The 25,479-nt window shown below is 57.1% G+C and carries 24 protein-coding genes; 17 read left to right on the forward strand and 7 right to left on the reverse strand.

The annotated features are described in order from the left end of the window. Positions 1-13 precede the first annotated feature (13 nt). The gene (locus UTO39_RS17185; protein ID WP_266179741.1) at positions 14-2,149 is read right to left on the reverse strand and encodes an intracellular growth attenuator family protein; all 2,136 of its coding nucleotides are present in this window, start codon (positions 2,147-2,149) and stop codon (positions 14-16) included. Between the two features lie 322 nt (positions 2,150-2,471). Between UTO39_RS17185 and nudE the strand changes: the two genes are divergently transcribed. Continuing rightward, positions 2,472-3,032, forward strand: a complete 561-nt coding sequence (gene nudE, locus UTO39_RS17190; RefSeq protein WP_061096866.1) for an ADP compounds hydrolase NudE — start codon at positions 2,472-2,474, stop codon at positions 3,030-3,032. A 79-nt stretch (positions 3,033-3,111) separates the two neighbouring features. On the opposite strand, the gene mrcA is transcribed toward nudE, so the two are convergent. Then, a complete protein-coding gene (mrcA, locus tag UTO39_RS17195) occupies positions 3,112-5,664 on the reverse strand; it encodes a peptidoglycan glycosyltransferase/peptidoglycan DD-transpeptidase MrcA (RefSeq protein ID WP_061096867.1) in 2,553 nt (850 codons plus the stop codon). Positions 5,665-5,784: 120 nt separating this feature from the next. On the opposite strand from mrcA, the gene UTO39_RS17200 reads away from it, so the two are divergent. The 12 genes from UTO39_RS17200 to trpS all read left to right on the forward strand — a co-directional run bounded on the left by UTO39_RS17200 (position 5,785) and on the right by trpS (position 15,744). Beyond that, complete coding sequence (locus tag UTO39_RS17200) at positions 5,785-6,561, forward strand: DNA utilization protein HofM (RefSeq protein ID WP_320727651.1); 777 nt, start codon at positions 5,785-5,787, stop codon at positions 6,559-6,561. After that, complete coding sequence (locus UTO39_RS17205; protein WP_320727652.1) at positions 6,558-7,052, forward strand: PilN domain-containing protein; 495 nt, start codon at positions 6,558-6,560, stop codon at positions 7,050-7,052. Before UTO39_RS17200 ends, UTO39_RS17205 begins: the two co-directional genes overlap by 4 nt. 3 nt (positions 7,053-7,055) lie before the next feature. Then, the gene (locus UTO39_RS17210) at positions 7,056-7,511 is read left to right on the forward strand and encodes a HofO (RefSeq protein WP_320727653.1); all 456 of its coding nucleotides are present in this window, start codon (positions 7,056-7,058) and stop codon (positions 7,509-7,511) included. Continuing rightward, positions 7,501-7,905, forward strand: a complete 405-nt coding sequence (locus tag UTO39_RS17215; RefSeq protein WP_253543383.1) for a HofP DNA utilization family protein — start codon at positions 7,501-7,503, stop codon at positions 7,903-7,905. The genes UTO39_RS17210 and UTO39_RS17215 overlap by 11 nt, the downstream gene beginning before the upstream one ends. Then, entirely contained in the window at positions 7,817-9,055 is a 1,239-nt protein-coding gene (gene hofQ, locus UTO39_RS17220; RefSeq protein WP_320727654.1) for a DNA uptake porin HofQ, read from the forward strand. The genes UTO39_RS17215 and hofQ overlap by 89 nt, the downstream gene beginning before the upstream one ends. 286 nt (positions 9,056-9,341) lie before the next feature. Beyond that, the gene (gene aroK / locus UTO39_RS17225) at positions 9,342-9,863 is read left to right on the forward strand and encodes a shikimate kinase AroK (protein WP_003861630.1); all 522 of its coding nucleotides are present in this window, start codon (positions 9,342-9,344) and stop codon (positions 9,861-9,863) included. 57 nt (positions 9,864-9,920) lie between these two features. Continuing rightward, positions 9,921-11,009, forward strand: a complete 1,089-nt coding sequence (gene aroB, locus UTO39_RS17230; RefSeq protein ID WP_061096873.1) for a 3-dehydroquinate synthase — start codon at positions 9,921-9,923, stop codon at positions 11,007-11,009. A 92-nt stretch (positions 11,010-11,101) separates the two neighbouring features. After that, positions 11,102-12,394, forward strand: a complete 1,293-nt coding sequence (damX, locus tag UTO39_RS17235) for a cell division protein DamX (RefSeq protein WP_320727655.1) — start codon at positions 11,102-11,104, stop codon at positions 12,392-12,394. Between the two features lie 67 nt (positions 12,395-12,461). Then, entirely contained in the window at positions 12,462-13,274 is an 813-nt protein-coding gene (dam, locus tag UTO39_RS17240; protein ID WP_061096875.1) for an adenine-specific DNA-methyltransferase, read from the forward strand. A 41-nt stretch (positions 13,275-13,315) separates the two neighbouring features. Next, positions 13,316-13,993, forward strand: coding sequence for a ribulose-phosphate 3-epimerase (rpe, locus tag UTO39_RS17245; RefSeq protein ID WP_023333698.1), 678 nt, complete (start codon positions 13,316-13,318; stop codon positions 13,991-13,993). After that, a complete protein-coding gene (gene gph, locus UTO39_RS17250) occupies positions 13,986-14,747 on the forward strand; it encodes a phosphoglycolate phosphatase (RefSeq protein WP_061096876.1) in 762 nt (253 codons plus the stop codon). The genes rpe and gph overlap by 8 nt, the downstream gene beginning before the upstream one ends. Continuing rightward, positions 14,740-15,744 carry a tryptophan--tRNA ligase gene (gene trpS / locus UTO39_RS17255; RefSeq protein ID WP_266179733.1) on the forward strand — a complete coding sequence of 335 codons (1,005 nt, stop codon included), beginning with the start codon at positions 14,740-14,742 and terminating at the stop codon, positions 15,742-15,744. The genes gph and trpS overlap by 8 nt, the downstream gene beginning before the upstream one ends. Before the next feature lie 143 nt (positions 15,745-15,887). Here the strand turns inward: trpS and UTO39_RS17260 are convergent, their stop codons facing one another. The 4 genes from UTO39_RS17260 to nirB form a co-directional block, all read right to left on the reverse strand. Beyond that, a complete protein-coding gene (locus UTO39_RS17260) occupies positions 15,888-16,058 on the reverse strand; it encodes a YhfL family protein (RefSeq protein WP_008503029.1) in 171 nt (56 codons plus the stop codon). Positions 16,059-16,204: 146 nt separating this feature from the next. Continuing rightward, positions 16,205-17,578 carry a siroheme synthase CysG gene (gene cysG / locus UTO39_RS17265; RefSeq protein ID WP_320727656.1) on the reverse strand — a complete coding sequence of 458 codons (1,374 nt, stop codon included), beginning with the start codon at positions 17,576-17,578 and terminating at the stop codon, positions 16,205-16,207. 135 nt (positions 17,579-17,713) lie between these two features. Beyond that, a complete protein-coding gene (gene nirD / locus UTO39_RS17270; RefSeq protein WP_080329027.1) occupies positions 17,714-18,040 on the reverse strand; it encodes a nitrite reductase small subunit NirD in 327 nt (108 codons plus the stop codon). After that, entirely contained in the window at positions 18,037-20,580 is a 2,544-nt protein-coding gene (nirB, locus tag UTO39_RS17275; RefSeq protein WP_320727657.1) for a nitrite reductase large subunit NirB, read from the reverse strand. Before nirB ends, nirD begins: the two co-directional genes overlap by 4 nt. Positions 20,581-20,819: 239 nt before the next feature. Between nirB and UTO39_RS17280 the strand changes: the two genes are divergently transcribed. Then, on the forward strand, positions 20,820-22,136 hold the full coding sequence (locus UTO39_RS17280; RefSeq protein ID WP_320727658.1) for a cytosine deaminase: 1,317 nt from the start codon (positions 20,820-20,822) through the stop codon (positions 22,134-22,136). A gap of 3 nt (positions 22,137-22,139) precedes the next feature. Here UTO39_RS17280 and tsgA read toward each other — a convergent pair whose 3' ends face one another. Then, on the reverse strand, positions 22,140-23,324 hold the full coding sequence (gene tsgA, locus UTO39_RS17285) for an MFS transporter TsgA (RefSeq protein ID WP_061096882.1): 1,185 nt from the start codon (positions 23,322-23,324) through the stop codon (positions 22,140-22,142). Between the two features lie 278 nt (positions 23,325-23,602). Between tsgA and ppiA the strand changes: the two genes are divergently transcribed. From ppiA to pabA, 3 genes are all read left to right on the forward strand, one after another. Continuing rightward, a complete protein-coding gene (ppiA, locus tag UTO39_RS17290; protein WP_320727659.1) occupies positions 23,603-24,175 on the forward strand; it encodes a peptidylprolyl isomerase A in 573 nt (190 codons plus the stop codon). 105 nt (positions 24,176-24,280) lie between these two features. Then, the gene (locus UTO39_RS17295; protein ID WP_320727660.1) at positions 24,281-24,865 is read left to right on the forward strand and encodes a putative adenosine monophosphate-protein transferase Fic; all 585 of its coding nucleotides are present in this window, start codon (positions 24,281-24,283) and stop codon (positions 24,863-24,865) included. A gap of 30 nt (positions 24,866-24,895) precedes the next feature. Next, positions 24,896-25,459 carry an aminodeoxychorismate synthase component 2 gene (gene pabA, locus UTO39_RS17300; protein ID WP_320727661.1) on the forward strand — a complete coding sequence of 188 codons (564 nt, stop codon included), beginning with the start codon at positions 24,896-24,898 and terminating at the stop codon, positions 25,457-25,459. Positions 25,460-25,479 lie beyond the last annotated feature (20 nt).

Below are 25,479 nucleotides of genomic sequence, written 5' to 3' on the forward strand. Positions count from 1 at the left end.
CGCAACGACGTTATCAGATCAGGCTCTCAGAGGAGGGGATCAGCTTAGGATTGAGGCAGTTCTCGTAGTATTGCTGGATCTCCGCCAGACGGGTGCGGGAGCGCTGATAGCGGCGCAGGGCCATAAAACCGTTCCAGAAAATGGCGATCAGCATGGCGATCATCAGCAGAGAGGTGCCAATGTAACGCCACAATCCTGCGCTGTCCGGCATTCGGTGCAGGCCGATATGGCGCGTGCCGTTGGCGTCGGTGTAGATGCTTGTGACAATCCCTTCGGCGCTGAACGGCGTTTGCATCAGCATCTGCGCCAGACGCTGGAACTGGCTCCACTGCTCCTGGGCCGGGTAGTCATAAAGCGCGACCTGCGGGTAAGGCTGATCGACCAGGTCGCTGCCTTCATCGCTGGCAATCACAAAGCCGCCCGGCGCCGGACTGTTGAGCGCCTGAGCCGCCCGGGTGGTTTCGCGCATCATAAACGGCGATGTCGAGGTGGCGACCAGGTTATCAAGCGATTCCGCGCTGACCGGACGCAGCAGCACGTTGACGCCATCCAGTCGTCCCGCTTCGGCGCGTTTCACCAGCGAGTCCCAGTCTTTACTGTTCCCGAGGTTAACCAGCGCGTTTTTGAGGCGTACGCATTCATCCTGCGAGGAGCATAGGTCCTGGGTTTTCAGGACAATGTCGCCAAAATCATCCAGCAGAATCATGCCTGATTTCTGAATGGCGGAACGCAGCGCGGGGCTGACGCGTGAATCATCGTCCGGTTTTGGGTGCAGCTGGCGGTTGACCGTCTGGGTCAGCGCCGTGGCTTTATTCACCACTTCGGATTCCGGCAGCGGCAGCGGCGGCGCGTCGTTCCAGATAATTTGCGAGCAGTCGAACGGCGTGAACGGTGAGTTCTGGCGCGTGTTCCACGCCCCCGGGGTATGGATATTACACATCCCGGTGCCTTTCAGGCGCAGCGTATCGCCCACCCGTACACCCGCTTCATCGAGCTGGTTGACGCTGGTCGCCTCGATGGTCTGCGCGCCTTTGATCCACGACAGGGTAAATTTGATGGGCATATCCAGCGGCACGAAAAGCAGCAGCATGATAAACACCAGCGCGGCGCCGCCGGCGATGACCGTGCTGCGGAGCCAGTGCTGAAGCGGGAAATTTTTCACTTCATCATGCAGAGACAGGAAGCGCCCCTGGCGCACAACGTGGCGGTCAAGGTAGATATCAATATCGGTTTTCTGCCCTAAATCCTGCGCAATCCACGGCTGCCAGTGGCGCGGGTAGATCAGGTCGATAATACCGAGTGAGATATTGTTGAGATGCTCCTGATCGTTCTCACCGAACAGGCCCCAGCGCTTTGGCGTGCCGCGCAGGCAGTGGATCTCCCGCAGCGAGGTTTTGGCCGGCGGGGCAAAGAGTCCCCACAGCCCGGCCGCAAGAAGCAACACCGCGCCACCCGCCAGCCACGGGACAAAGACGTCCGGCGTCAGCAGGCAGACAAAAAAGAGCAGGAAAGCGGCAACGATCAGGATGGCTTCACGAATACCGTCCGGACGGCTCAGGGCGTACTCCTCATGCGTCTCCTGACGAATATTCAGCAGCTCAATCTGCTCGGTCTCTTCACCACGAATAGAGGCCTGCGTTGAACTGGCGCGTTCCAGCGCAAAGCGCGGGGCTTCGTGAAGATAGTCATTCAGGGTATGGCCGTTGAGCGAAATCACCAGCGGCAGCGAATCGGTGTGAATCAGCTCAACGCTGTTCTCGTCGTTAATGTACTGCTCCCAGGACGGGGGCAGATGCACCTCAACGGAATCCAGGTAGTAGCGCCACTTGTTGGGGTCGTCAGTTGTAATGCCGTAGCGCGTGATGGAGCGCGTCACGCAGAGCACGGTGTCACTTTGCGCGTTCAGCTTAAGTGCAACAGGCGCAGCGGTGGCTCCCGTCGGCCCAGGCGTTAACTGAGAACGGTTAAGCGTTTCAAGATAGTTTTCAACTGCATCGCGCTCGTCTTGCGTGAGTTTACGGGTTGTCGCACCCGCGAAGGCATTTAAAAAGGGCAGCCGGTAACGGCGCTGTATGCGTCGCCTGTATAGCCACCCTGCAATCAATGCGCTGACCAGCATAGCAGCGAGAACAATCAAAATGGTGCTCATGCTTTCCCCATCTTACTTATCTTACAGGTGTAGTCAGTAGCACCTTTACATTGAATGAGAGTCTGTGGCTGGCTATCGGCAAGTATGGAGTCGAACTTGAGCATTCTAAAGCGCATCCCAGTGACCGGTGATGATAGCAAAGCCTGTCATGGCGCGATATCAGCAAATTCCTGGAAACATTTCAACCTCTTGACATTTGTTTTGAATTGAGGATTGATCCCTGTTACGTTGCATAAATGTAAATAAAGAACAATTGACATTGCCGAAACCGTGCGGCATATCGCACAATAATGCCAGTTCACACTGCTAAGACCCCATCAAGATGAGCAAACCACTACAAAAACCCACTATTCTGAACGTTGAAACTGTCGCCAAATCGCGCCTGTTTAATGTCGAGAGTGTGGATCTGGAGTTCAGCAACGGTGTGCGTCGTGTTTATGAGCGTATGCGCCCCTCTTCGCGCGAAGCGGTGATGATTGTTCCAATCGTCGACGATCATCTGATTTTGATCCGCGAATACGCCGTGGGGACGGAATCTTACGAGCTTGGGTTCTCGAAAGGGCTTATCGACCCGGGTGAAACGGTCTTTGAAGCAGCAAACCGCGAGCTGAAAGAAGAGGTGGGTTTTGGCGCGAACGAGCTGTCGTTCCTGAAAAAGCTGAGCATGGCGCCGTCCTATTTTTCCAGCAAAATGAACATTGTGGTGGCGGAAGATCTCTATCCTGAATCGCTGGAGGGAGATGAACCAGAGCCGCTGCCGCAGGTTCGCTGGCCGCTGGCGCATCTGATGGATCTGCTGGAAGACCCTGACTTTAACGAGGCTCGCAACGTGAGCGCGCTGTTCCTGGTTCGCGAGTGGCTGAAGGCACAAGGGCGGCTGTAGGCCATAAAAAAGCCGGGTGGCGGCTTCGCCTTACCCGGCCTGCAATTCTTTGCCCGGTTTTTACCGGGCATTTTTATGCTTAAAACAGCTCGTGCGTCTCGCCGTTATCAATAATCTCTGTACCCACCTCGTGCACCGCCTGTGTGGTTGGCTGTGTACCTTCGATGAAATACTCGGCACGGCTATTACCGCCGTTAGCGAGCTGGCCGGTGCTGCGGTCAATATTGACCGTCACCACGCCCGGTGGCGGCGTCAGCGGCTGCTCCGGCACGCCTTCAAGAACGGATTTCATGTAGGCATCCCAGGCCGGCTGTGCGCTTTTGGCACCGCCTTCGTAGCCGGAAATCTGATCTTTAATCGCGCCGGATGCCGTGGTACGGCCTAAATCACGGCGATGATCGTCGAAACCGATCCAGACTGACGTCACCACCCCCGGCCCATAGCCGGAAAACCATGCATCCTTCGAGCTGTTGGTTGTCCCGGTTTTACCGCCGATATCGTGGCGCTGCAGATCGCGCCCTGCTCGCCAGCCGGTACCCTGCCAGCCCGGTTCACCGAAGATGTTGGTGTTCAGCGCGCTCTTGATCAGGAACGCCAGCGGCGTGTTGATCACGTGCGGGGCGTACTCCTGCGCGCCGGTTTGCGCCACCAGCGACTGGTTAGCCTGCTCCAGCTGCGGCTGCGGCAAGACGATATTTGGCTGCTCCTGAGAAACGGCAGGGTCTTCCATGTCCTTGTTTTCGAGCACCTCGGATTTCGGCGTATTGCCGTAAATGACCGGAATATCACACTCTGGGCAGGCAATTTTCGGCTTCGCTTCAAACAGCACGCCGCCCTGGTCGTTCTCGATTTTACTGATGAAGTACGGGTCAACCAGGAAGCCGCCGTTAGCCATCACCGAGTACCCGCGCGCGACCTGAAGCGGCGTAAAGGAGGCTGAACCTAACGCCAGCGACTCGGTGCGAACGATGTTCTGCGCCGGGAAGCCGAAGCGCTGCAGGTACTCTGCCGCATAGTCGACGCCCATCGCGCGCATGGCACGCACCATCACCACGTTTTTCGACTGCCCAAGACCCTGACGAAGACGAATAGGACCGGCATACTCCGCAGGAGAGTTCTTCGGCTGCCAGTCGGAACCGGCACCGGCATCCCAGCGGGAGATCGGCACGTCGTTAAGGATGCTGGCAAGAGTCAGTCCCTTATCCATCGCTGCCGTGTAGAGGAACGGTTTGATGTTGGAACCGACCTGACGCAGCGCCTGCGTGGCGCGGTTGAATTTGCTCTGGTTGAAATCGAACCCGCCGACCAGCGCCATTACCGCCCCGTTCTGCGGGTTGATGGAGACCAGAGCCGAGTTCACATCCGGTACCTGCGCCAGCCACCAGGCATCGCCCACCTTGCGCACCCAAATTTGCTGCCCGGTCTGAACCACGTCGGTCACTTTGCGCGGCGTTGGCCCCTGCAGGGTGTCCGAACGGTATGGACGCGCCCAGCGAATACCGTCCATGTGCAGGGAGACGGACGTGCCGTCCGCCAGCGTCGCAACGGCTTCCTGAGGATTGGCCTGCGTCACCACGGCAGGAAGGAGTGGACCATAGGTTGGCAGCGCCTTCAGCGTGCTGGTGATTTTTTTGCTGTCCCACGCGCTTTCGCCCACTTTCCAGAGCACGTTCGACGGTCCGCGATAGCCGTGACGCATATCGTAGTCCATCACGTTATTGCGCACCGCGTCCTGAGCCGCCTGCTGCACTTTGCGGGTAACGGTGGTGTACACGCGATAGCCATCTTCATAGGCCTTGTCGCCATAACGGCTCACCATCTCCTGGCGCACCATTTCGGTCAGATAAGGGGCAGAGAAGGCAATCTCAGGGGCGTGATAATTGGCGTCAATGACGTCGTTACGCGCCTGGTCGTACTCGCTCTGGCTGATATAGCCTTCGCTCAGCATACGTGACAGGACGACGTTACGACGTGAAGTGGCGCGATCGAGCGAATAAAGCGGGTTAAACGTGGACGGCGCTTTTGGCAGACCGGCAATGGTTGCCATTTCGCTTAAGGTGAGCTGCTCAACAGGCTTACCGAAGTACACCTGCGCGGCTGCCCCCACGCCATAGGCACGGTAGCCCAGGTAAATTTTATTGAGGTACAGCTCAAGGATCTCGTCCTTGCTCAGCAGCTGCTCAATGCGGATCGCCAGGAACACCTCTTTGATCTTACGCGTCAGCGTCTTTTCAGGGCTGAGGAAGAAGTTACGCGCCAGCTGCTGCGTAATGGTGCTCGCCCCCTGGGAGGCGTGACCGGAGAACAGCGCAATGCTTGCGGCACGGAAAATCCCCACCGGATCGACACCGTGGTGCTCGTAGAAACGGCTGTCCTCCGTGGCGATAAAAGCTTTCACCATCACGGGGGGAATTTGGTTTAAGGTCAGCGGGATACGACGCTTCTCGCCATACTGCGCCATCAGCTCGCCATCGGCGCTATAGACCTGCATCGGGATCTGGAGACGCACATCGCGGAGCGTGGCGACATCAGGTAGCTGTGGCTCAATATATTTGTACAAACCGTAAATCGAGCCTGCTCCCAGCAGAATGCAACAGACTGCAAGGATGAATAAATACTTTACGAACTTCACCGGAGATTTCCCATTTGGTTTCACTTGGGCAGTTTCTAAACAATCGCGCGGTAGTATAAAGGCAAGCCTGATTCATTGATATAGCCGTCAAGGCGACGGGCGATAAGGAGATCGTGAAGCATGGCTTTCAAAACATGGCAAACGGGCGTTCATATTCAACAGGATAAGGTGCTGATTACGGCACTGGTCCGGGAGAGAGGCGGCTGGTGCTTACGCCGCTGGTGGGCCATTTCTCTGGCCGAAGGCATCATTCGTGACGGCAAAATTTGTCAGCCAGAAGCGCTGGCCGATGCCTTACGCGGCTGGCGAAAAGCGCTACCGCACTCCCACCGGGTATTCCTCTCCTTTCCTGCTGCACGGACTCTGCAAAAAACGTTGCCCCGCCCGGCACTTGCATTGCGCGACAGCGAGCAGCTCTCGTGGATGGGGGCCGCGCTTTCGCGCGAACTGGAGATGTCTGCAGAGTCCCTCTGTTTCGACTACACCCAGGACACCTTCAGCAATACATTTCACGTGACGGCCGCACAAAACAAAGAGGTTGAAACGCTTCTGGCCCTGGCGAAAACGCTACGCTTGCGGCTGGCGACCATCACCCCGGATGCCAGCGCGCTGGCGAACCTGCTGCCTGCGGTAGCGCCGACGCAGTGCGTCGCCTGGCGGGATGCGCATCAATGGCTGTGGGCCATGCGCCATCAGTGGGGGCGTCGTTATACCGCTGAAGCAGAAAACGTCACCGAGCTGGCGGCGCTGCTGGCCCTCAACCAGAACGACATCACGCTCTTTAATGACGAACGGACCCCATGGGAAACGCTGCAGCGCTGGCATGCGCCTCTTCCCGAATGCGGGGCCGACTATACCGTTGCGCTGGCGCTGGCCATGAGCGAGGTGCCTGAATGAACCTGACCAACTTCCTGCCCTGGCGTCAGCAGCGGCGCGCGCGATGCCTGCGTTTCTGGGGCGGCGCGTTTGTCGGCACATCGCTGCTCGTGCTGGTGGCCGTTTTTAGCATGAGGATGAACCATCTGATAACGCTGCGCGCGCTGCAAACGCAACTGGCGGGTACGCAGTCCGTACAGCGTGGCCTTGTGTCTCGCCAGCGACCCACCGCAGAGGCGCAGAACTCCGCGGGCACGCCGCCGCGCCGCGCATGGCAACCGGTGCTGGAGTCGCTTGCTGACGCGATGCCTGCGCAGGTCTGGCTGACAGAGCTGCGTTATCAGCCTCCGGCTCTGATGCTGATCGGATATGCCACCACCCTGCCGGCGCTCTCTGCCCTGCGCAAGGGGCTGGGGCACATAGACGGCTTTACGCCCGGGTCTGAGGGGGAACTCCGGCAGGATAGCCAGGGGCGCTGGATGTTCACTCTGCAGCTGAAAAGCGAGGGGTAATGCATGGAGACCTTGTTAGAACGCTGGTGTGAAAGTCGTCCCTGGTGTCGGCTGGTCTGCGGGGGGCTGGGTATTCTCCTGATGGGCCTGACAGCATGGGGTGTATTGCTCCGGCCAGTAGAGCAGCAGTGCGCGGAGCGGCAGCAGCAGTTGAGCCAGGCGGCGCGGACTAACGCGTCGCTGTGGCCCACCGCCAGCCAGGTGCCGTTTAGCCCGCAAACCCGGACGGCACTGGAGCTAAAGCCCTTTTCACCGTTCGATTTTCAGGGGGAGGGCACAAGGCTTCTTCACTGGAAACCGTTGCAAAACGGCGGTGAACTGGCGCTGGAGGCGCAGTGGCAGGCGATCCCGGCTCTGTTTTCCCGGCTGGCGCAGCGGGATGTGCGGGTCGCTGCTTTTACGCTTTCGCCACAAAGTACGGCGTTACGCCTGCGGCTGGAGCTGGAACATGCGAAATAGCGCGAAATACCTGCTGGTTTGCTCGGCGCTGCTGTTGACAGGCATGCGCGATCCGTTTCGCCCGCCGGACGACCCCTGCGCCACAGCCGAGCTGGCACAGTGGCACTACCGCGGAATGGTGGGAGGGCAGCAGCGCGTTGGCATTTTGCAGGATGGGCAACGGCGCTGGCACCGCCTGAAAGCGCAGGATCGTTTCCCGGCGGGCTGGCGAATAACGGCTATCAATGAAACGGAACTGGTTGTTGATGTGGGTGACGCATGCGATCCCGAAGAATGGGTGTGGCAACGAGAAGGAAAGGATAAAAATGAGGTTAAGGATAGTGCTGTTGCTGCTGGCGTTCAGCAGCCCGCTGTGGGCCGCCGCGCCAAAGCCGGTCACGCTGGTGGTGGATGACGTGCCGGTGGTTCAGGTGCTACAGGCGCTGGTTGCGCAGGAGAACCGTAATCTGGTGGTATCGCCGGATGTCAGCGGCACGCTCTCCCTTAACCTGACGCGCGTCCCCTGGCGGCAGGCGTTACAGACGGTGGTCACCAGCGCCGGGCTCGTTTTACGCGAGGAGGGCGGTATTTATTATGTTCATACCGCGGCCTGGCAGCGTGAACAGCGGGAACGTTTAGAGCAGGAGCGAGCGCGTCGACAGCTTGATGCTCCGCTGGTCTCGCACAGCATCCCATTTTCTTATGCGGATGCCGGAGAACTGCAAAAAGCGGCTGAAAAACTCCTGAGCCCAAAAGGGAGTTTATCTCTCGACAAACGCACTAATCGTCTGCTCATCAGGGATAGCCAGGCGGTGCTGGAGACGCTGCAGCAGTGGGCGGCTCAGATGGATATTCCCGTCGAGCAGGTTGAGCTGGCGGCGCACATTGTCACCATTAATGAAAAAAGCCTGCGTGAGCTGGGGGTGAAGTGGAATCTTGCCGAGGCCGCTGAGGCGGGCAAGGTTGGAGAGCTCACGACGCTTGGCAGCGATCTTTCCGTGGCCAGTGCTACCACGCATGTGGGGTTTAATATCGGGCGAATTAACGGCAGGCTGCTGGATCTGGAGCTATCTGCGCTGGAGCAAAAACAGCAGGTCGATATTATCGCCAGCCCGCGGCTGCTGGCCTCGCACATGCAACCGGCCAGCATTAAGCAGGGAAGCGAGATCCCGTATCAGGTTTCAAGCGGTGAAAGCGGGGCGACATCGGTGGAGTTCAAAGAGGCGGTACTCGGAATGGAGGTCACGCCGGTAGTATTGCCCGGTGGACGCGTGCGCCTGAAGCTTCACATCAGTGAAAACATGCCGGGACAGGTGCTGCAGCAGGCCGATGGCGAAACGCTTGCCATCGACAAGCAGGAGATTGAAACCCAGGTGGAGGTAAAAAGTGGAGAAACGCTGGCGCTGGGCGGAATTTTCTCGCAAAAGAATAAAACCGGCAGTGATAGCGTGCCCGGGCTTGGGAACATCCCCTGGCTTGGGCAGCTGTTTCGCCACGATGGAAAGGATAATGAACGGCGTGAGTTAGTGGTGTTTATTACGCCACGTCTGGTCGGTATTCACTGACGGGTAACGATCCCCGCAATGATTTTGCATTCAGTTTGTTGCAGATGTTTGACGTGGGGCATGAATTAGCATACAAGGAGTACCGATTTGAGTTGGACTTACGTCTTATTACCTTATGCGTCCGGCGCGGTGATTTAATCAGTTGCCAAACAAGCCGGAGTATTGAGATAATTTTTAGTCTGACTCTCGCTCTATTGCATATGAGGTTTCAGTTCATGTCCTGCTACGCCGGGTGTCTGCGAAGCGGGGATTACCATTAACGAATAGTCTTAGTAGTACCGATAAAATGGCAGAGAAACGCAATATCTTTCTGGTTGGGCCTATGGGTGCCGGCAAAAGCACTATTGGGCGTCAGTTAGCTCAACAACTCAATATGGAATTTTACGATTCTGATCAAGAGATTGAGAAACGAACCGGAGCTGATGTGGGCTGGGTTTTCGATGTAGAAGGCGAAGAAGGTTTCCGTGACCGAGAAGAAAAAGTGATCAACGAACTCACGGAAAAACAGGGCATCGTACTGGCAACAGGCGGCGGCTCTGTGAAATCTCGCGAAACCCGCAACCGTCTCTCCGCCCGTGGCGTAGTGGTCTATCTTGAGACGACCATTGAGAAACAGCTGGCACGTACGCAGCGCGATAAAAAGCGCCCGCTGCTGCAGGTTGAAACGCCACCACGCGAAGTTCTGGAAGCGTTGGCCGACGAACGCAATCCGCTGTATGAAGAGATTGCCGATGTGACCATTCGTACTGACGATCAGAGCGCTAAAGTGGTTGCAAACCAGATTATTCATATGCTGGAAAGCAACTGATTCTGGCTTTATATACACTCGCCTGCGGGTAAAAGCATTAAAGGTGGATGTCGCGTCATGGAGAGGATTACAGTTACTCTCGGGGATCGTAGTTACCCTATCACCATCGCGGCTGGTTTGTTTAACGACCCAGCTTCCTTTTTACCACTAAAAGCGGGTGATCAGGCGATGCTGGTCACCAATGAGACGCTGGCTCCGCTTTATCTCGACCGCGTGCGCCACCTGCTTGAGCAGGCGGGCGTAAAAGTCGACAGTGTGATTCTGCCCGATGGCGAGCAGTATAAAAGCCTGACGGTACTCGATACCGTCTTTACCGCATTGCTGCAAAAACCGCACGGTCGCGATACAACACTGCTTGCCCTGGGCGGCGGTGTTGTGGGCGATCTGACCGGCTTTGCGGCCGCAAGCTATCAGCGTGGCGTTCGTTTTATTCAAATCCCGACCACGTTGCTGTCTCAGGTCGACTCCTCTGTCGGCGGCAAAACGGCAGTCAACCATCCCCTCGGCAAAAACATGATTGGCGCGTTCTACCAGCCTGCGTCGGTGGTGGTGGATCTCGACTGTCTGAAAACCCTGCCGAAGCGCGAGCTGGCCTCTGGCCTGGCTGAAGTGATCAAATACGGCATTATTCTGGATGGCGAGTTCTTTAACTGGCTTGAAGAGAATATGGATGCGCTGCTGAGCCTGGATGAGGCGAAACTGGCATACTGCATTCGTCGCTGTTGTGAGCTGAAAGCAGAAGTTGTCGCGGCAGACGAGCGTGAAACGGGCTTACGTGCTTTACTGAATCTTGGGCATACGTTTGGCCACGCCATTGAAGCCGAAATGGGTTATGGCAACTGGCTGCACGGTGAAGCCGTCGCGGCTGGAATGGTCATGGCAGCCCGCACCTCTGAACGTCTTGGGCAGTTTAAACCGGAAGAGACGGCACGTATCATTGCGCTACTTGAACGTGCAGGTTTGCCGGTAACCGGGCCGCAGGAGATGTCGGCGCAGGCGTATTTACCCCACATGATGCGCGATAAAAAAGTATTGGCAGGTGAGATGCGTCTTGTACTCCCGCTTGCAATAGGGAAGAGTGAAGTGCGCGGCGGAGTGTCGCATGATGTGGTTCTTGGCGCTATTGCTGATTGCCAGCAGGCGTAACAACTAGAAAGGTCAGGCCACTGTTACCGGTGGTCGTTTAGCTTCAGGCGAAATGCAAAGACGTAGGCATAAGCCTTTGAGTGGGGTGTTAAATGGATGAATTCAAACCAGAAGACGAGCTGAAACCCGATCCCAGCGATCGTCGTACTGGTCGTTCTCGTCAATCTTCAGAACGTGATAACGAGCCGCAGATCAACTTTGACGATGTTGATCTGGATGCAGACGATCGTCGCCCTTCGCGCAGCCGCAACGCGCGTGATGAGCGAGAAGAAGAGGATTATGAGTCCGAAGAAGATTCAATGGACGAACAGCCTGTAGAGCGTCGCCCGCGTAAACGTAAAAAAGCTGCTGCGCAGAAACCGGCCTCCCGCCAGTACATCATGATGGGGCTTGGCGTTCTGGTGCTTGTGCTGCTGATTGTTGGCATTGGCTCCGCGCTGAAAGCACCGTCCACCAACTCAACCGAACAAACCGCCTCCGCAGAAAAGAGCATCAACCTCTCCGGTAATGATGCGACGGATCAGGCGAATGGTGCACAGCCAGCGCCGGGTACCACTTCCGCTGAGCAGACTGCCAGCAACACAACGACGCCGCAGGATGTTTCTCTGCCGCCCGTTTCGTCAACGCCTGCTCAGGGCCAGGCACCTGTCACGCCTGAAGGCCAGCAGCGTGTTGAAGTTCAGGGAGATCTGAACAATGCGCTGATGCAGCCGCAAAACCAGCAGCAGGTTGATAACGTCGTGGTTAACTCTACGCTGCCAACTGAGCCTGCAACCGTCGCGCCGATTCACGGTGCTACCGCGCAGCCGCAGACTGCAGCAACGGAAACCAAGCCGCGCCAGACGCAAACTGCGACGCGTCCTGAACGTAAGCAGGCGGTCATTGAGCCTAAGCGTGAAACTAAACCTCAGGCCGTAGTCAAAGCGCCTGAAGTGAAAGCACAGCCGAAACGCACTGAAACGGCTGCTGTGAGCGAGCCTGCCAAAGCGCCGGTCACGCAGACTGCGCCGAAAGCGACGGCAACCACAACGGCACCTGCTGCCACCGCTGCGCCTGCCGCAACGGCGACGGCTTCCAGTGCTGCCGCAGGTAAAACTGCTGGCAACGTCGGTTCGCTGAAATCTGCGCCGTCCAGCAACTACACGCTGCAGTTGAGCAGTTCGTCTAACTATGACAACCTCAATGGCTGGGCGAAGAAATCGAATCTGAAAAACTACGTGGTGTATCAGACGACCCGTAACGGTCAGCCGTGGTACGTGCTGGTGAGCGGTGTGTATGCTTCTAAAGATGAAGCGAAGCGCGCCGTGGCGACACTGCCAGCAGACGTTCAGGCGAAAAACCCGTGGGCGAAGCCGATTCATCAGGTGCAGGCCGATCTGAAGTAATGTTTAAAGCGCAGGATGCTGTCGGAGCTTTCTCCACAGCCGGAGAAGGTGTAATCAGTTAGTCAGCATGAAAAAAAATCGCGCTTTTCTGAAATGGGCAGGGGGGAAATACCCCCTGCTCGATGATATTAAAAAGCACCTGCCAAAAGGCGAGTGTCTTATCGAGCCCTTCGTGGGCGCGGGATCGGTGTTCCTGAACACCGATTTTTCTCGTTATATCCTGGCGGATATCAACAGCGACCTTATCAGCCTCTATAACATCGTTAAGCTGCGTACCGATGAGTATGTGGAAGAGGCGCGCAAGCTGTTTACGCCAGAGAACAACAGCCCTGACGTCTACTATCAGTTCCGCGCGGAGTTTAATCAGAGCCAGGATCCGTTCCGCCGCGCGCTGCTGTTCCTTTACCTCAACCGTCATGGTTACAACGGCCTGTGCCGGTATAATCTGCGCGGCGAATTTAACGTGCCGTTTGGTCGTTATAAGCGCCCGTACTTCCCGCAGGACGAGCTGTATCACTTTGCTGAAAAAGCGCAGAATGCAGAATTCCACTGTCTCTCCTATGAAGAGTGCATGGAGCTGGCAGGCGTAAACTCGGTGGTTTACTGCGATCCGCCTTACGCGCCGCTGTCTGCGACGGCGAACTTCACCGCCTACCACACCAACAGCTTCAGCCCGGCCGAACAGGCCCGTCTGGCGGAGATGGCGGAAAAGCTGGTCAGCAAAAGAATTCCGGTGTTAATTTCAAATCACGATACCCCTGATACGCGCGAATGGTACAAAGCCGCGAAGCATTTTCAGGTTAAGGTGCGGCGTAGCATTAGCAGCAACGGCGGCACACGTAAAAAGGTGGACGAACTCCTGGCTCTTTATCGCCCCTGAGCCGTTTTGCCCGCCGGTAAACACATTTCAAGGAGATGCGGATGAAACAGTTTTTGATTGCCCCCTCAATTCTGTCGGCCGATTTTGCCCGCCTGGGTGAAGACACGGCGGAAGCTCTCGCAGCTGGCGCAGATGTCGTCCATTTCGACGTTATGGATAACCACTACGTTCCCAATCTGACCATCGGTCCGATGGTGCTCAAGGCGCTGCGTAACTACGGTATTACCGCACCGATTGACGTTCACCTGATGGTGAAGCCTGTCGACCGCATCGTGCCAGACTTCGCCGCAGCGGGTGCCAGCATCATCACCTTCCATCCGGAAGCCTCCGAGCACGTTGACCGCACGCTGCAGCTGATCAAAGAGAACGGCTGTAAGGCGGGGCTGGTGTTTAACCCGGCTACGCCGCTGAGCTATCTCGATTACGTGATGGACAAGCTGGACGTGATTTTGCTGATGTCCGTTAACCCGGGCTTTGGCGGACAGTCGTTCATCCCTCACACGCTGGATAAGCTGCGCGAAGTGCGTCGTCGCATTGACGAGTCTGGCTACGATATTCGTCTGGAAGTGGACGGCGGTGTGAAAGTGAATAACATTGGCGAAATTGCGGCAGCGGGCGCGGATATGTTCGTTGCAGGTTCGGCAATTTTCGACCAACCGGATTACAAAAAAGTCATTGATGAAATGCGCCGAGAGCTGGCGAAGGTAAGTCATGGATAAATTGCAGGCAATTCGGGGGGTGGCATTCGACCTCGACGGCACGCTGGTAGACAGCGCGCCGGGCTTAACGAGCGCCGTCGATCAGGCGCTGTATGCACTGGAACTGCCCGTTGCGGGCGAAGATCGTGTTATTACGTGGATTGGCAACGGTGCCGATGTCCTGATGGAGCGCGCGTTAACGTGGGCTCGTCAGGAACGCGCGTCGCAGCGTTCCGCGCAGGGTAAACCGAGCGTCGATCACGCCGATATCCCCCAGGATGAGCAGCTGCGTATTCTGCGCAAGCTGTTCGATCGTTTCTACGAAGAGACCGTCGAGGAGGGGAGCTTCCTTTTCCCGGACGTCCAGGAAACCCTGAGCGCGCTGCACGCGAAAGGCATCCCGCTGGGGCTGGTGACCAACAAGCCGACGCCGTTTGTTGCGCCGCTGCTGGAGGCGCTGGATATCGCGAAATATTTCTCCGTGATTGTAGGCGGGGATGACGTGCAGAACAAAAAGCCGCATCCGGAGCCGCTGTTGCTGGTGGCAGGAAAATTATCCTTAACGCCTGCGGAGCTGCTCTTTGTCGGGGATTCGCGTAATGATATTCTGGCTGCCCGAGCGGCTGGGTGTCCTTCCGTCGGTTTAACCTATGGCTACAACTACGGTGAGGCCATTACGCTGAGTGAGCCGGATGTTGTGTTCGACCACTTCAAAGATTTGTTGCCCGCACTCGGGCTTTCGCACAGTGAACATCAGGAATTGAATAATGACTAAGCCCATCGTTTTTAGTGGCGCACAGCCTTCAGGTGAATTGACCATTGGTAACTACATGGGTGCGTTGCGTCAGTGGGTCAGCATGCAGGATGATTACCATTGCATTTACTGCATCGTAGATTTGCATGCTATCACCGCGCGTCAGGATCCTGAGAAGCTGCGCAAAGCCACCCTCGATACCCTGGCCCTGTACCTGGCCTGCGGTATCGATCCAGAGAAGAGCACCATTTTCGTTCAGTCCCACGTGCCGGAGCATGCGCAGCTGGGCTGGGCGCTGAACTGCTATACCTATTTCGGCGAGCTGAGCCGCATGACCCAGTTCAAGGATAAGTCCGCCCGCTACTCTGAAAACATCAACGCCGGCCTGTTTGACTATCCTGTGCTGATGGCGGCGGACATCCTGCTGTACCAGACCAACCAGGTGCCGGTGGGTGAAGACCAGAAGCAGCACCTGGAGCTGAGCCGCGATATCGCCCAGCGCTTTAACGCGCTTTACGGCGACGTATTTAAAGTGCCAGAGCCGTTTATTCCGAAATCCGGCGCGCGCGTCATGTCGCTGCTGGAGCCGACCAAGAAGATGTCCAAGTCTGACGATAACCGCAACAACGTTATCGGCCTGCTGGAAGATCCGAAATCGGTGGTGAAAAAGCTCAAGCGCGCGGTCACCGACTCCGACGAGCCGCCAGTGGTGCGCTACGACGTGCAGAATAAAGCGGGCGTCTCCAACCTGCTGGATATCCTCTCCGGCGTGACCGGCCAGAGCATTCCCGAGTTGGAAAAACACTTCGAAGGCAAGATGTACGGCCACCTGAAAGGTGAAGTGGCAGAGGCCGTTTCCGGCATGCTGACCGAGCTGCAGGAGCGCTACAACCGCTACCGTAACGACGAAGCCTTCCTGCAGAAGGTGATGAAAGACGGCGCGGAAAAAGCCAGCGCGCGTGCGTCCGAAACCCTGAAAGCGGTGTACGAAGCGATTGGGTTTGTGGGTAAACCGTAGGTAAAAGCAAAACGGTAACGACGTTACCGTTTTTAGGGTTTGTACCCTCTCCCCGTGGGAGAGGGCCAGGGTGAGGGCATCACGCCGCACTTTTCTAAACAAAAAACCGGGGAATCCCCGGTTTTTTTACGCCTGTAAAACGCTTACTGCTGCGCCGCCGGGCCGCAACCGCCGATGATCTTCGAAATGGAGATCGCCGGATGCAGCAGGTAATCGTAGCTGCAGTTATTTTTTGTGTTTTGAACGTGACCGGTGCAGGCGGTCAGAGTCGATAACAGGCCAACCAGAACGGCGGCTTTTGCCAGTTTGAACATACGCATTCCTTGTCTAAAAAAAACAAAAATTAGGTGTAACACGAGGGAATAAATGGAAAAGTTCCACTATGCGGGCGGTATGTTATCGATAGTAATAAGAGGGGAGTAGTCCGCTTAAGGACTACTCGAAGAAGGGAGAATATGCGTTAGTGATTCGAGAACCAGTTCAGCTTATCGCGCAGTTCAACCACGCGACCGACAATAATCAGCGCCGGGCTTTCAACCTGCTGCGCCAGCTCACCGAGCTGCGTCAGCGCGCCATTCACCACGCGCTGCTTGATTGACGTACCGTTTTCCACCAGCGCAACGGGCATATCCGCCTCCATGCCGTGCTCCAGCAGTTTCACCTGGATGGTGGCGGCCTGGTTCAGCCCCATGTAGAACACCAGCGTCTGCTTTTCAGCGGCCAGGTTATGCCAGTCCAGCTCGCTGCCGGTTTTCAGGTGGCCCGTGACCAGACGCACGCTCTGGGCGTAGTCGCGATGGGTCAACGGAATGCCAGAGTAGGCCGAACAGCCGGACGCCGCCGTAATGCCCGGCACCACGGAGAACGGAATGCCGGCATTGCACAGGGTTTCCAGCTCCTCGCCGCCGCGGCCAAAGATAAACGGATCGCCACCCTTAAGGCGCACCACGCGTTTTCCCTTTTGCGCTTCGCGCAGCAGGATCTGGTTAATCTCCTCCTGCGGCACGCAGTGGTAGCCCGCACGTTTGCCCACGAATACGCGGTCGGCGTCGCGGCGCACCAGGTTCATGATGTCATCGGAAACCAGACGGTCGTAAACCACGATATCCGCCTGCTGGATCTGCTGAAGCCCTTTCAGGGTCAGTAAACCCGCATCTCCCGGCCCGGCCCCGACCAGCACCACTTCACCACGGTGATCCAGCGGCTCGCTCAGCAGCTGCTCGGTCGTCTCTTCCACCGCTTTCGCGTCCTGATTCGCCAGCGACTGCGCCAGCCTGTCGTTAACGAAGAACTTCTCCCAGAAGCGACGACGCTCGCCCACGGTTGAGAAGGTTTGCTTCACGCGGGAGCGGAGCTGCCCGGCGTAATGCGCTATCTGACCAAGGTGCTGCGGCAAAATAGCTTCCAGTTTTTCCCGCAGCAGGCGGGCAAGTACGGGCGAGCGGCCGCCGGACGACACCGCAATCATCAGCGGTGAACGGTCGATAATCGACGGCATGATAAAGCTGGCCTCTTTCGGCGCATCCACCACGTTGCAGAAGATCCGGCGCGCTTCGCAGGCGTCGCTGACGCGCTGGTTCACTTCATCATCATCCGTCGCGGCAATCGTTAGCCAGCAGGTTTCCAGCAGTGACTCATCAAACGCCCCCTGCACCAGCGTGAGCATCCCTTCCTGAGCCCAGACGTCAAACTGCGGAGCGAAGGTGAGGGCGTTGACGGTCAGTCGGGCTCCGGCTTCCAGCAGCAGGCGCGCTTTGCGTTCAGCCACATCGCCGCCGCCCACAAGCAGGCAGTCGCGATGGCGTAATTGACAGAAAATCGGCAGGTGGTCCACGACGTTACCTCACAGCATTCAAGGAGGGGGTAAGAATTGACGTCAGGATAACAGCAGGAATCGTACAGAACATACGGTTTTTCCTGCCGTTACCCATAAGGGGTCATAAGCCTTTCCTATTGAAAAGGCGGGGGGTTACGCTTTGAGCTGCACCTTGCCGTCCTTCACGCGGACGTCGTAGTGCTTCACGGAGAAGCTTTCATCTTCCATGCAGTGCCCGTCGGTTAAACGGAAACGCTGTTTTTTCAGCGGGCTGGCGACCCACAGCTCACCCTGGTGCTCGGCAATCAGCCCGCGGGAGAGCACGCTGGCCTCGAAGAACGGGTCGATATTGCTGATGGCAAAGACCTGCTCATCGTGGCGAGGGCGGAAAATGGCGACCTGCTCGTTGCCCAGCAGCGCACACACGCCGGTGGCGGGCAGAATGTCGTTAATCTCGCAGATGTTTACCCACTGGCTCATGCGTTTTCCTCCACCAGCGTCACTGGAATGCGTTCATACGGTGTTGCCGGGCGATGCTGCTCGCGCTCTGGCACTACCTGCACGTTCGGGTCGCGCTGGGTGCTGTTGATAAAGTGTTTGAAGCGCGTCTGCGCCGCCGGGGTGTTGACGGTTTCGGTCCACTCGCAGATCACCGCCTCGCGCAGGCGAGCCATCTCGGCTTCCAGATGCTCGTTCAGACCCAGCTTGTCGTCGATGATCACCGCTTTCAGGTAGTCGATGCCGCCTTCGAGGTTATCGAGCCAGGAGGCGGTACGGGTCAGCTTATCGGCGGTACGGATGTAGAACATCATAAAGCGGTCAAGATACTGGATCAGCGTGTCGCGATCGAGATCCGCCGCCAGCAGGTCCGCGTGGCGTGGTTTCATCCCGCCGTTGCCGCACACGTACAGGTTCCAGCCTTTCTCGGTGGCAATGATCCCCACGTCTTTACCCTGCGCTTCTGCACATTCGCGGGTACAGCCGGAGACGCCGAACTTCATTTTGTGCGGGGTACGGATGCCCTTGTAGCGGTTTTCCAGCTCAACGCCGAAGCCCACGCTGTCGCCCACGCCGTAGCGGCACCAGGTGCTGCCCACGCAGGTTTTCGCCATGCGCAGCGCTTTGGCATACGCGTGGCCGGTTTCGAAGCCCGCTTCAATCAGCTGACGCCAGATTTCCGGCAGGTCATCCTTCTGCGCGCCAAACAGACCGATACGCTGGGAGCCGGTGATTTTGGTGTACAGGTTAAATTCACGGGCGATACGGCCCACGGCGACCAGCCCTTCCGGGGTGATTTCGCCCCCGGCGGAGCGTGGGATGACGGAGTATGTACCGTCTTTCTGGATGTTCGCCAGGAAGTTATCGTTGGTGTCCTGCAGCGGCGTGTGTTCTGGCTTGAGCACGTACTCGTTCCAGCAGGAGGCCAGCAGCGAGCCGACGGTCGGTTTACATACTTCGCAGCCGTAGCCCTGGCCGTGCTTCGCCAGCAGTTCGTCAAAAGACTTAATGCCTTCCACGCGGATCAGGTGGTACAGCTCCTGGCGAGAGTAGGCGAAGTGCTCGCACAGGTTGTTGTTCACTTCGATGCCCTGTTTTGCCAGCTCGGCGTTCAGCACCTGCGTCACCAGTGGAATACAGCCGCCGCAGCCGGTACCGGCTTTGGTTTCCGCTTTCAGCGCCGCAACGGTGTGGCAACCTTTGTTGATGGCGGAGATCAGCATGCCTTTGGTGACGTCGAAGCAGGAGCAAATCTGCGCGCTGTCCGGCAGTTTATCCACGCCGATAGACGGTTTGCCGCTGGAGGCGTGAGCCGGGAGGATCAGCGCGTCCGGGTTTTCCGGCAGCTCAATGGCGTTCAGCACCAGCTGGAGCAGGTTACCGAAGTCGCTGGTGTCGCCCACCAGCACCGCACCCAGCAGGGTTTTGTTGTCCTGACTGACGATGAGGCGTTTGTAGACCTCTTTGCTTTCGTCGAGGTAAACGTAGCTGCGGGAGTTCGGGGTGCGGCCGTGCGCATCGCCGATACCGCCCACGTCGACGCCCAGCAGCTTCAGCTTGGCGCTCATGTCTGCGCCGGTGAAGGCGTTTTCGCTGCCGAGGATATGGTCCACGGCGACCTGCGCCATTTTGTAACCCGGCGCGACCAGACCGTATACGCGGTTATTCCAGCTGGCGCATTCGCCGATGGCGTAGATATCCGGGTCGGAAGTCTGGCAGGCATCGTTAATCATGATCCCGCCGCGCTGCGCTACCGCCAGGCCGCACTGGGTTGCCAGCTTGTCGCGTGGACGAATGCCGGTGGAGAAGACGATGAAGTCCACTTCCAGCTCGCTGCCGTCGGCAAAGCGCATGGTTTTGCGCGCTTCGGTGCCTTCCTGCACGATCTCTTTAGTGTTCTTGCTGGTGTGAACCTTCACGCCCATGCTTTCGATTTTACGGCGCAACTGGTCGCCACCCATGTGGTCCAGCTGTTCGGCCATCAGCATTGGCGCAAATTCGATGACGTGGGTTTCAACCCCGAGGTTTTTGAGCGCGCCAGCCGCTTCCAGACCCAGCAGGCCGCCGCCGACCACCGCCCCGCGTTTGCTTCGGCGCGCGCAGGATTCGATGGCGTTGAGATCTTCAATCGTGCGATAAACGAAGCAATCCTGAGTTTCCGAGCCTTTAATGGGGGGGATCCACGGATATGAGCCCGTCGCCATGATCAGCTTGTCGTAAAAAACCGTACGCCCGGCGCTGGAGTGGATCACTTTTTCCTGACGGTTGATGGTGATAGCGCGTTCGCCCACCAGCACCTTTACGCCATGCTTCTCGTAGAAACCTTCACGCACCAGAGAGAGCTCTTCGGCGGTATGATGGGAGAAGTAGGAAGACAGGTGCACACGGTCGTACGCCTTGCGGGGTTCTTCACAGAACACGGTAATATCGAACTGCTCAGCGGCGGCCTTATCGAGAAGATCCTCAATAAAGCGGTGGCCGACCATGCCGTTACCGATGATAGCGAGTCTGACTTTGCTCATTATTGCCTCGATTTCTTTTCTATTACTGCCTACCTTAACGATTCAGCAGGGGCGCTTATTGATGTAAATCAAATACGTCTTCGCCTACTCCTTAGGGGGTATGAGGCTGATTTGTCAGGATTTTTATAAGTTGTGGAAATCGCAGGCTTTTCGGTGTCGTCGATTTTGTGTACAAACAAAGGCGTATTTTTAAACAAAAATACGCATAAACAACAGTTGCGTTTATCAGGGGAAATGAAATGTCTACAACACCGCTTTGGCTTGTTCAGAACGTTCGCTTACCGGGCCGGGAAGGACTGTGGCAAGTCGCCATTGAGAACGGGCGATTTGGTTATATCACCCCGATGAACGACATCCACACCGAGAGTTATGAAGTGTTAAACGCGCACGGCGGACTGGCTATTCCGCCGTTTATCGAGCCGCATATCCATCTTGATACCACCCAGACGGCGGGCGAGCCGAACTGGAACCAGTCCGGCACGCTGTTTGAGGGCATTGAGCGCTGGGCCGAGCGTAAAGCGTTGCTCAGCCATGAAGATGTGAAAGCGCGCGCCTGGAAAACGCTGAAGTGGCAAATTGCCAACGGCATTCAGTTTGTCCGCACCCACGTTGATGTCTCCGACCCGACGCTCACCGCCCTCAAGGCGATGCTGGAGGTGAAGCAGGAGGTTGCCCCGTGGGTGACGCTGCAAATCGTCGCGTTCCCGCAGGAGGGCATTCTCTCTTACCCGAACGGCGCGGCGCTGCTGGAAGAGGCGCTAAAACTGGGGGCTGACGTGGTGGGGGCGATCCCGCACTTCGAATTCACCCGCGAGTACGGCGTGCAGTCGCTGCACATCGCTTTCGATCTGGCGAAGAAGTATGACCGCCCGCTGGATATCCACTGCGATGAAATTGACGACGAGCAGTCGCGCTTTGTCGAGACGGTGGCAGCCCTGGCCTGTGAGGCCGGCATCGGCCCGCGCGTGACCGCCAGCCACACCACCGCCATGCACTCGTACAACGGCGCTTACACCTCGCGGCTCTTCCGCCTGCTGAAGATGTCCGGGATTAACTTCGTGGCTAACCCGCTGGTGAACATCCACCTGCAGGGGCGTTTTGATGACTATCCGAAGCGCCGCGGCATCACCCGCGTGAAAGAGCTGCAGGAGGCAGGCATTAACGTCTGCTTCGGCCATGACGACGTTTTCGACCCGTGGTACCCGCTCGGCACCGGCAACATGCTGCAGGTGCTGCACATGGGGCTGCACGTGTGCCAGATGATGGGCTATCCGCAGATCGACAGCGGCCTGAATCTGATCACCCATAACAGCGCCCGAACCTTTGGCCTGAGCGATTACGGTATTGAGACGGGAAATCCGGCGAATCTGATTATTCTGCCTGCGGAGAGCGGGTTTGAAGCGGTGCGCTGTCAGGTACCGGTGCGCTGGTCGATTCGTCAGGGGCGGGTGATTGCTACCACGCAGCTGGCGCAGACGTGGATCCAGACGGACGTTGGGGGAGAAGAGGTGAGCTTTGCCAGAAACAGCCCCTCTGCCGAGCGCAAAGGGGCGTAGGGATTAGTGAGACGCTGCTGCCGCGTTGTGCTGGCGGTGGCGGGTCACAAAGCCCAGGATGAAGCACATGATGAACACCACGGCATACAGACCGTTAGCGGTGTGCAGCGCCGCCAGCGGGCCGCTGTGGGCAACGATCGGGCCCGTCACCACGAAGGTGAGCATGGTGCCGATGGTGCCGCAGGTCAGCACGAAGTTAACCAGCTTCGGCGAAGCCACTTTGGTCTGCAGGGAGCCCAGGGTGATGATCGAGGTGTAAATCGCGCTGGAGAAGAAGCCCAGGGTCAGAATGAACCACGGCATATGCTCCGGTGAACCGTTGATGAACAGGTACATCAGCACGGTCGCCAGGCCTGCGAGCACGGTCAGAATACGCTGCAGGTCGAAGAAGCGCAGGATGAAGCTAAACGCCCACATGCCGAACATGTAAGACATCCAGAAATCGCTCACCAGCTTACCCGCGTCGTTCAGGCTCATGCCCAGACCTTTGGCGTATTCCGGAACCCAGGAGATAAAGCCCAGCTGGCCGAGGATGTAGCACAGGGCGGCAATGGAGAGGAACAGCACGCCGATGCCCCATTTCTCTTTCGCGACGGGCTCTGCGGTAGCCTGTGCTTTTTTGCCCAGCACCGGGAACTCACAGCCGAAGGTCAGGATAAAGATCGCCACGTAGACGAGGCCGATGCAGGCGTATACCCAGTACCACTCAATGCTGCGCGCCAGCAGAACGGCGGCGACCATCGGGAAAATCATCCCGGCCATGCTGAAGAAGGAGTCGGTAAACAGCAGGCGCGCGCCGCGCTGGCGGCCTTCATACATATGGGTAATCAGGAACGTACCGATCGACATCGTGATCCCGCTGACCAGACCAAGCACGAACATGGCGGCGGAGAATAGCGCGATGCTGTGGCTCAGCATCAGGCCTGCCACGGCGGCAACCATCAGCACAAAGCCAAAGCGCAGCTGGGTTTTCAGCGGGACGATTTCCATCAGCCAGGCATTCAGGAAGATAGAGATCAGGATCCCCGCGTTGAGGAAGGTGAAGGTATTGCTCATGCTGGAAACGGGCAGCTGGAAGTAGTCTGCGATATTTCCCATCACCATCCCGGTGACGATCACCAACGCGCCGGTCAGGGCGTAGGAGAAAAAGCTGATCCATGTGAGCTTGATGCGATTGCTGTTAGTCATGTCTGGCCTGTTCAGAAAAAGAAAAGCGCCGAGGGGGCGCTGAGAGCGGGCAGATTTTAGTCGCTAAAGTGATCTATTCCTATCTTTTAAGGGAAATGATTATGGTATTGCAGGTTTTAGTGTGATCTAAATCACATTAAATGATCGTATAACCAATCGTTTGCGCAGTAATAATTGTTTCAATTTCGTAAAATTAGGTAAAAGGCTGGTCTCGGTTCATACTGCTCTTTAGAATCAAGCCATTCGCTTTTTATACTGCGCTTTGTTAAGGAATTCTCATGCTCAAATCAACACTGGCGGCTGTCGCAGCTGTGTTTGCTCTTTATGCCGTTTCCCCTGCTGCGCTGGCAGCCAAAGGGGACCCTCACGTTCTGCTGACCACCTCTGCCGGAAACATTGAGCTGGAACTGAATAGCCAGAAAGCTCCGGTTTCTGTGAAAAACTTCCTCGACTATGTGAACAGTGGTTTCTATAACAACACCACCTTCCACCGCGTGATCCCAGGCTTCATGATTCAGGGCGGCGGCTTCAACGAGCAGATGCAGCAGAAACAGCCTAACCCGCCAATCAAAAACGAAGCGGACAACGGCCTGCTGAACAAGCGCGGCACCATCTCCATGGCGCGCACGGCGGATAAAGACAGCGCTACCAGCCAGTTCTTCCTCAACGTGGCGGATAACGCCTTCCTCGACCACGGCCAGCGCGACTTCGGCTATGCGGTCTTCGGTAAAATCGTGAAAGGGATGGACGTGGCGGACAAGATTTCCCAGGTACCGACTCACGACGTCGGCCCGTACCAGAATGTACCGTCTAAACCTGTCGTGATCCTCTCTGCGAAAGTTCTGCCATAAGCCTCTTTGACACGGGCGATCCTCGCCCGTGTTGTGACCCCTCCCTGCGAAAGCGCGTTTTGCTGCTTATACTTGTGGCAAACGGACTATTCAGGGAGGCGTTAAGTGAAAAAACTCACCGATAAGCAAAAATCCCGTCTCTGGGAGCAGCAGCGTAACGTCAATTTTCAGGCCAGTTGTCTCCTTGAAAAAGGTAATGGTCCTTCAGAGCCCGGCATTGAGATGCTGGAGCTTGGGCCTTCAGCACCCGGGCTGCCGCATCTGTGCCTCATTCACCGCCATCTGTATCACAGAGAGATGAAGCAGGCAGGCGAATTCCGTACCGACGATATTTTTAAGGGTGACATTCCCTTCTGCCATTTTGAGTACATCGAGACGATGGGTAACGAACTGATGGCGGCGCTGGAAAGCGATAAGTATCTTGTGGGACTGGAGAAGGCGGCGTTTGTTGAAAAAGTGAGCCATTACTACTGTGAAATCAACATGCTGCATCCCTTTATGCGCGGTAACGGCATTGCTCAGCGCGTCTTCTTTGAGCAGCTGGCCATTCACGCGAATTACGCGCTGGACTGGCGGGATATCGATCCCGAGCAGTGGGTGGCGGCGAACCGAAGCGGCGCCACGGGGGATTTGAGCGCGCTGAGCGCTATCTTTGCCAAAGTAGTGAGCGAAGCGCGGGAATCTGAGTAGAATAGGGCGGCATTTTTTTCGGGAGCCGCCATGATTCTGCTGATTGATAACTACGATTCCTTCACCTGGAACCTTTACCAGTACTTTTGTGAACTGGGTGCAGAGGTGGTTGTCCGCCGCAACGACGAACTCAGCCTGGCCGATATCGAGACGCTGGCTCCGCAGAAAATCGTCATTTCGCCGGGGCCGTGTACGCCGTCGGAATCGGGCATTTCTCTGGACGTTATCCGCCACTATGCCGGCAAGCTGCCGATCCTGGGCGTCTGCCTGGGCCATCAGGCCATTGCCCAGGCGTTTGGGGCCACCATTGTCCGCGCAGCGAAAGTGATGCACGGCAAAACCTCGCCGGTCACCCACACCGGCACCGGGGTATTTACGGGGCTTAATAATCCGTTAACCGTGACGCGTTACCATTCGCTGGTGATTGACCCGCCGACGCTGCCCGACTGCTTTGAGGTGACCGCCTGGAGCGATACGCAGGAGATCATGGGGATTCGCCACCGCGAGTGGGATCTCGAAGGGGTGCAGTTCCACCCTGAAAGTATCCTCAGCGAGCAGGGGCACGCCCTGCTGGCAAATTTCCTCAATCGCTGAATATCTGTTGCCTTGCTGTG

It is taken from the genome of Enterobacter sp. 118C5 (assembly GCF_034107645.1).
Classification (GTDB): domain Bacteria; phylum Pseudomonadota; class Gammaproteobacteria; order Enterobacterales; family Enterobacteriaceae; genus Enterobacter; species Enterobacter nematophilus.

Excerpts from the sequence above, each read along its gene's own strand:
- aroK (WP_003861630.1), top strand. The coding sequence starts at position 9,342 with ATGGCAGAGAAACGCAATATCTTTCTGGTTGGGCCTATGGGTGCCGGC.
- UTO39_RS17185 (WP_266179741.1), bottom strand. The coding sequence starts at position 2,149 with ATGAGCACCATTTTGATTGTTCTCGCTGCTATGCTGGTCAGCGCATTG.
- aroB (WP_061096873.1), top strand. The coding sequence starts at position 9,921 with ATGGAGAGGATTACAGTTACTCTCGGGGATCGTAGTTACCCTATCACC.
- tsgA (WP_061096882.1), bottom strand. The coding sequence starts at position 23,324 with ATGACTAACAGCAATCGCATCAAGCTCACATGGATCAGCTTTTTCTCC.
- ppiA (WP_320727659.1), top strand. The coding sequence starts at position 23,603 with ATGCTCAAATCAACACTGGCGGCTGTCGCAGCTGTGTTTGCTCTTTAT.
- damX (WP_320727655.1), top strand. The coding sequence starts at position 11,102 with ATGGATGAATTCAAACCAGAAGACGAGCTGAAACCCGATCCCAGCGAT.
- UTO39_RS17280 (WP_320727658.1), top strand. The coding sequence starts at position 20,820 with ATGTCTACAACACCGCTTTGGCTTGTTCAGAACGTTCGCTTACCGGGC.
- UTO39_RS17200 (WP_320727651.1), top strand. The coding sequence starts at position 5,785 with ATGGCTTTCAAAACATGGCAAACGGGCGTTCATATTCAACAGGATAAG.
- pabA (WP_320727661.1), top strand. The coding sequence starts at position 24,896 with ATGATTCTGCTGATTGATAACTACGATTCCTTCACCTGGAACCTTTAC.
- nirB (WP_320727657.1), bottom strand. The coding sequence starts at position 20,580 with ATGAGCAAAGTCAGACTCGCTATCATCGGTAACGGCATGGTCGGCCAC.
- UTO39_RS17205 (WP_320727652.1), top strand. The coding sequence starts at position 6,558 with ATGAACCTGACCAACTTCCTGCCCTGGCGTCAGCAGCGGCGCGCGCGA.
- nirD (WP_080329027.1), bottom strand. The coding sequence starts at position 18,040 with ATGAGCCAGTGGGTAAACATCTGCGAGATTAACGACATTCTGCCCGCC.
- nudE (WP_061096866.1), top strand. The coding sequence starts at position 2,472 with ATGAGCAAACCACTACAAAAACCCACTATTCTGAACGTTGAAACTGTC.
- trpS (WP_266179733.1), top strand. The coding sequence starts at position 14,740 with ATGACTAAGCCCATCGTTTTTAGTGGCGCACAGCCTTCAGGTGAATTG.
- UTO39_RS17215 (WP_253543383.1), top strand. The coding sequence starts at position 7,501 with ATGCGAAATAGCGCGAAATACCTGCTGGTTTGCTCGGCGCTGCTGTTG.
- UTO39_RS17210 (WP_320727653.1), top strand. The coding sequence starts at position 7,056 with ATGGAGACCTTGTTAGAACGCTGGTGTGAAAGTCGTCCCTGGTGTCGG.
- gph (WP_061096876.1), top strand. The coding sequence starts at position 13,986 with ATGGATAAATTGCAGGCAATTCGGGGGGTGGCATTCGACCTCGACGGC.
- rpe (WP_023333698.1), top strand. The coding sequence starts at position 13,316 with ATGAAACAGTTTTTGATTGCCCCCTCAATTCTGTCGGCCGATTTTGCC.
- UTO39_RS17260 (WP_008503029.1), bottom strand. The coding sequence starts at position 16,058 with ATGTTCAAACTGGCAAAAGCCGCCGTTCTGGTTGGCCTGTTATCGACT.
- hofQ (WP_320727654.1), top strand. The coding sequence starts at position 7,817 with ATGAGGTTAAGGATAGTGCTGTTGCTGCTGGCGTTCAGCAGCCCGCTG.
- dam (WP_061096875.1), top strand. The coding sequence starts at position 12,462 with ATGAAAAAAAATCGCGCTTTTCTGAAATGGGCAGGGGGGAAATACCCC.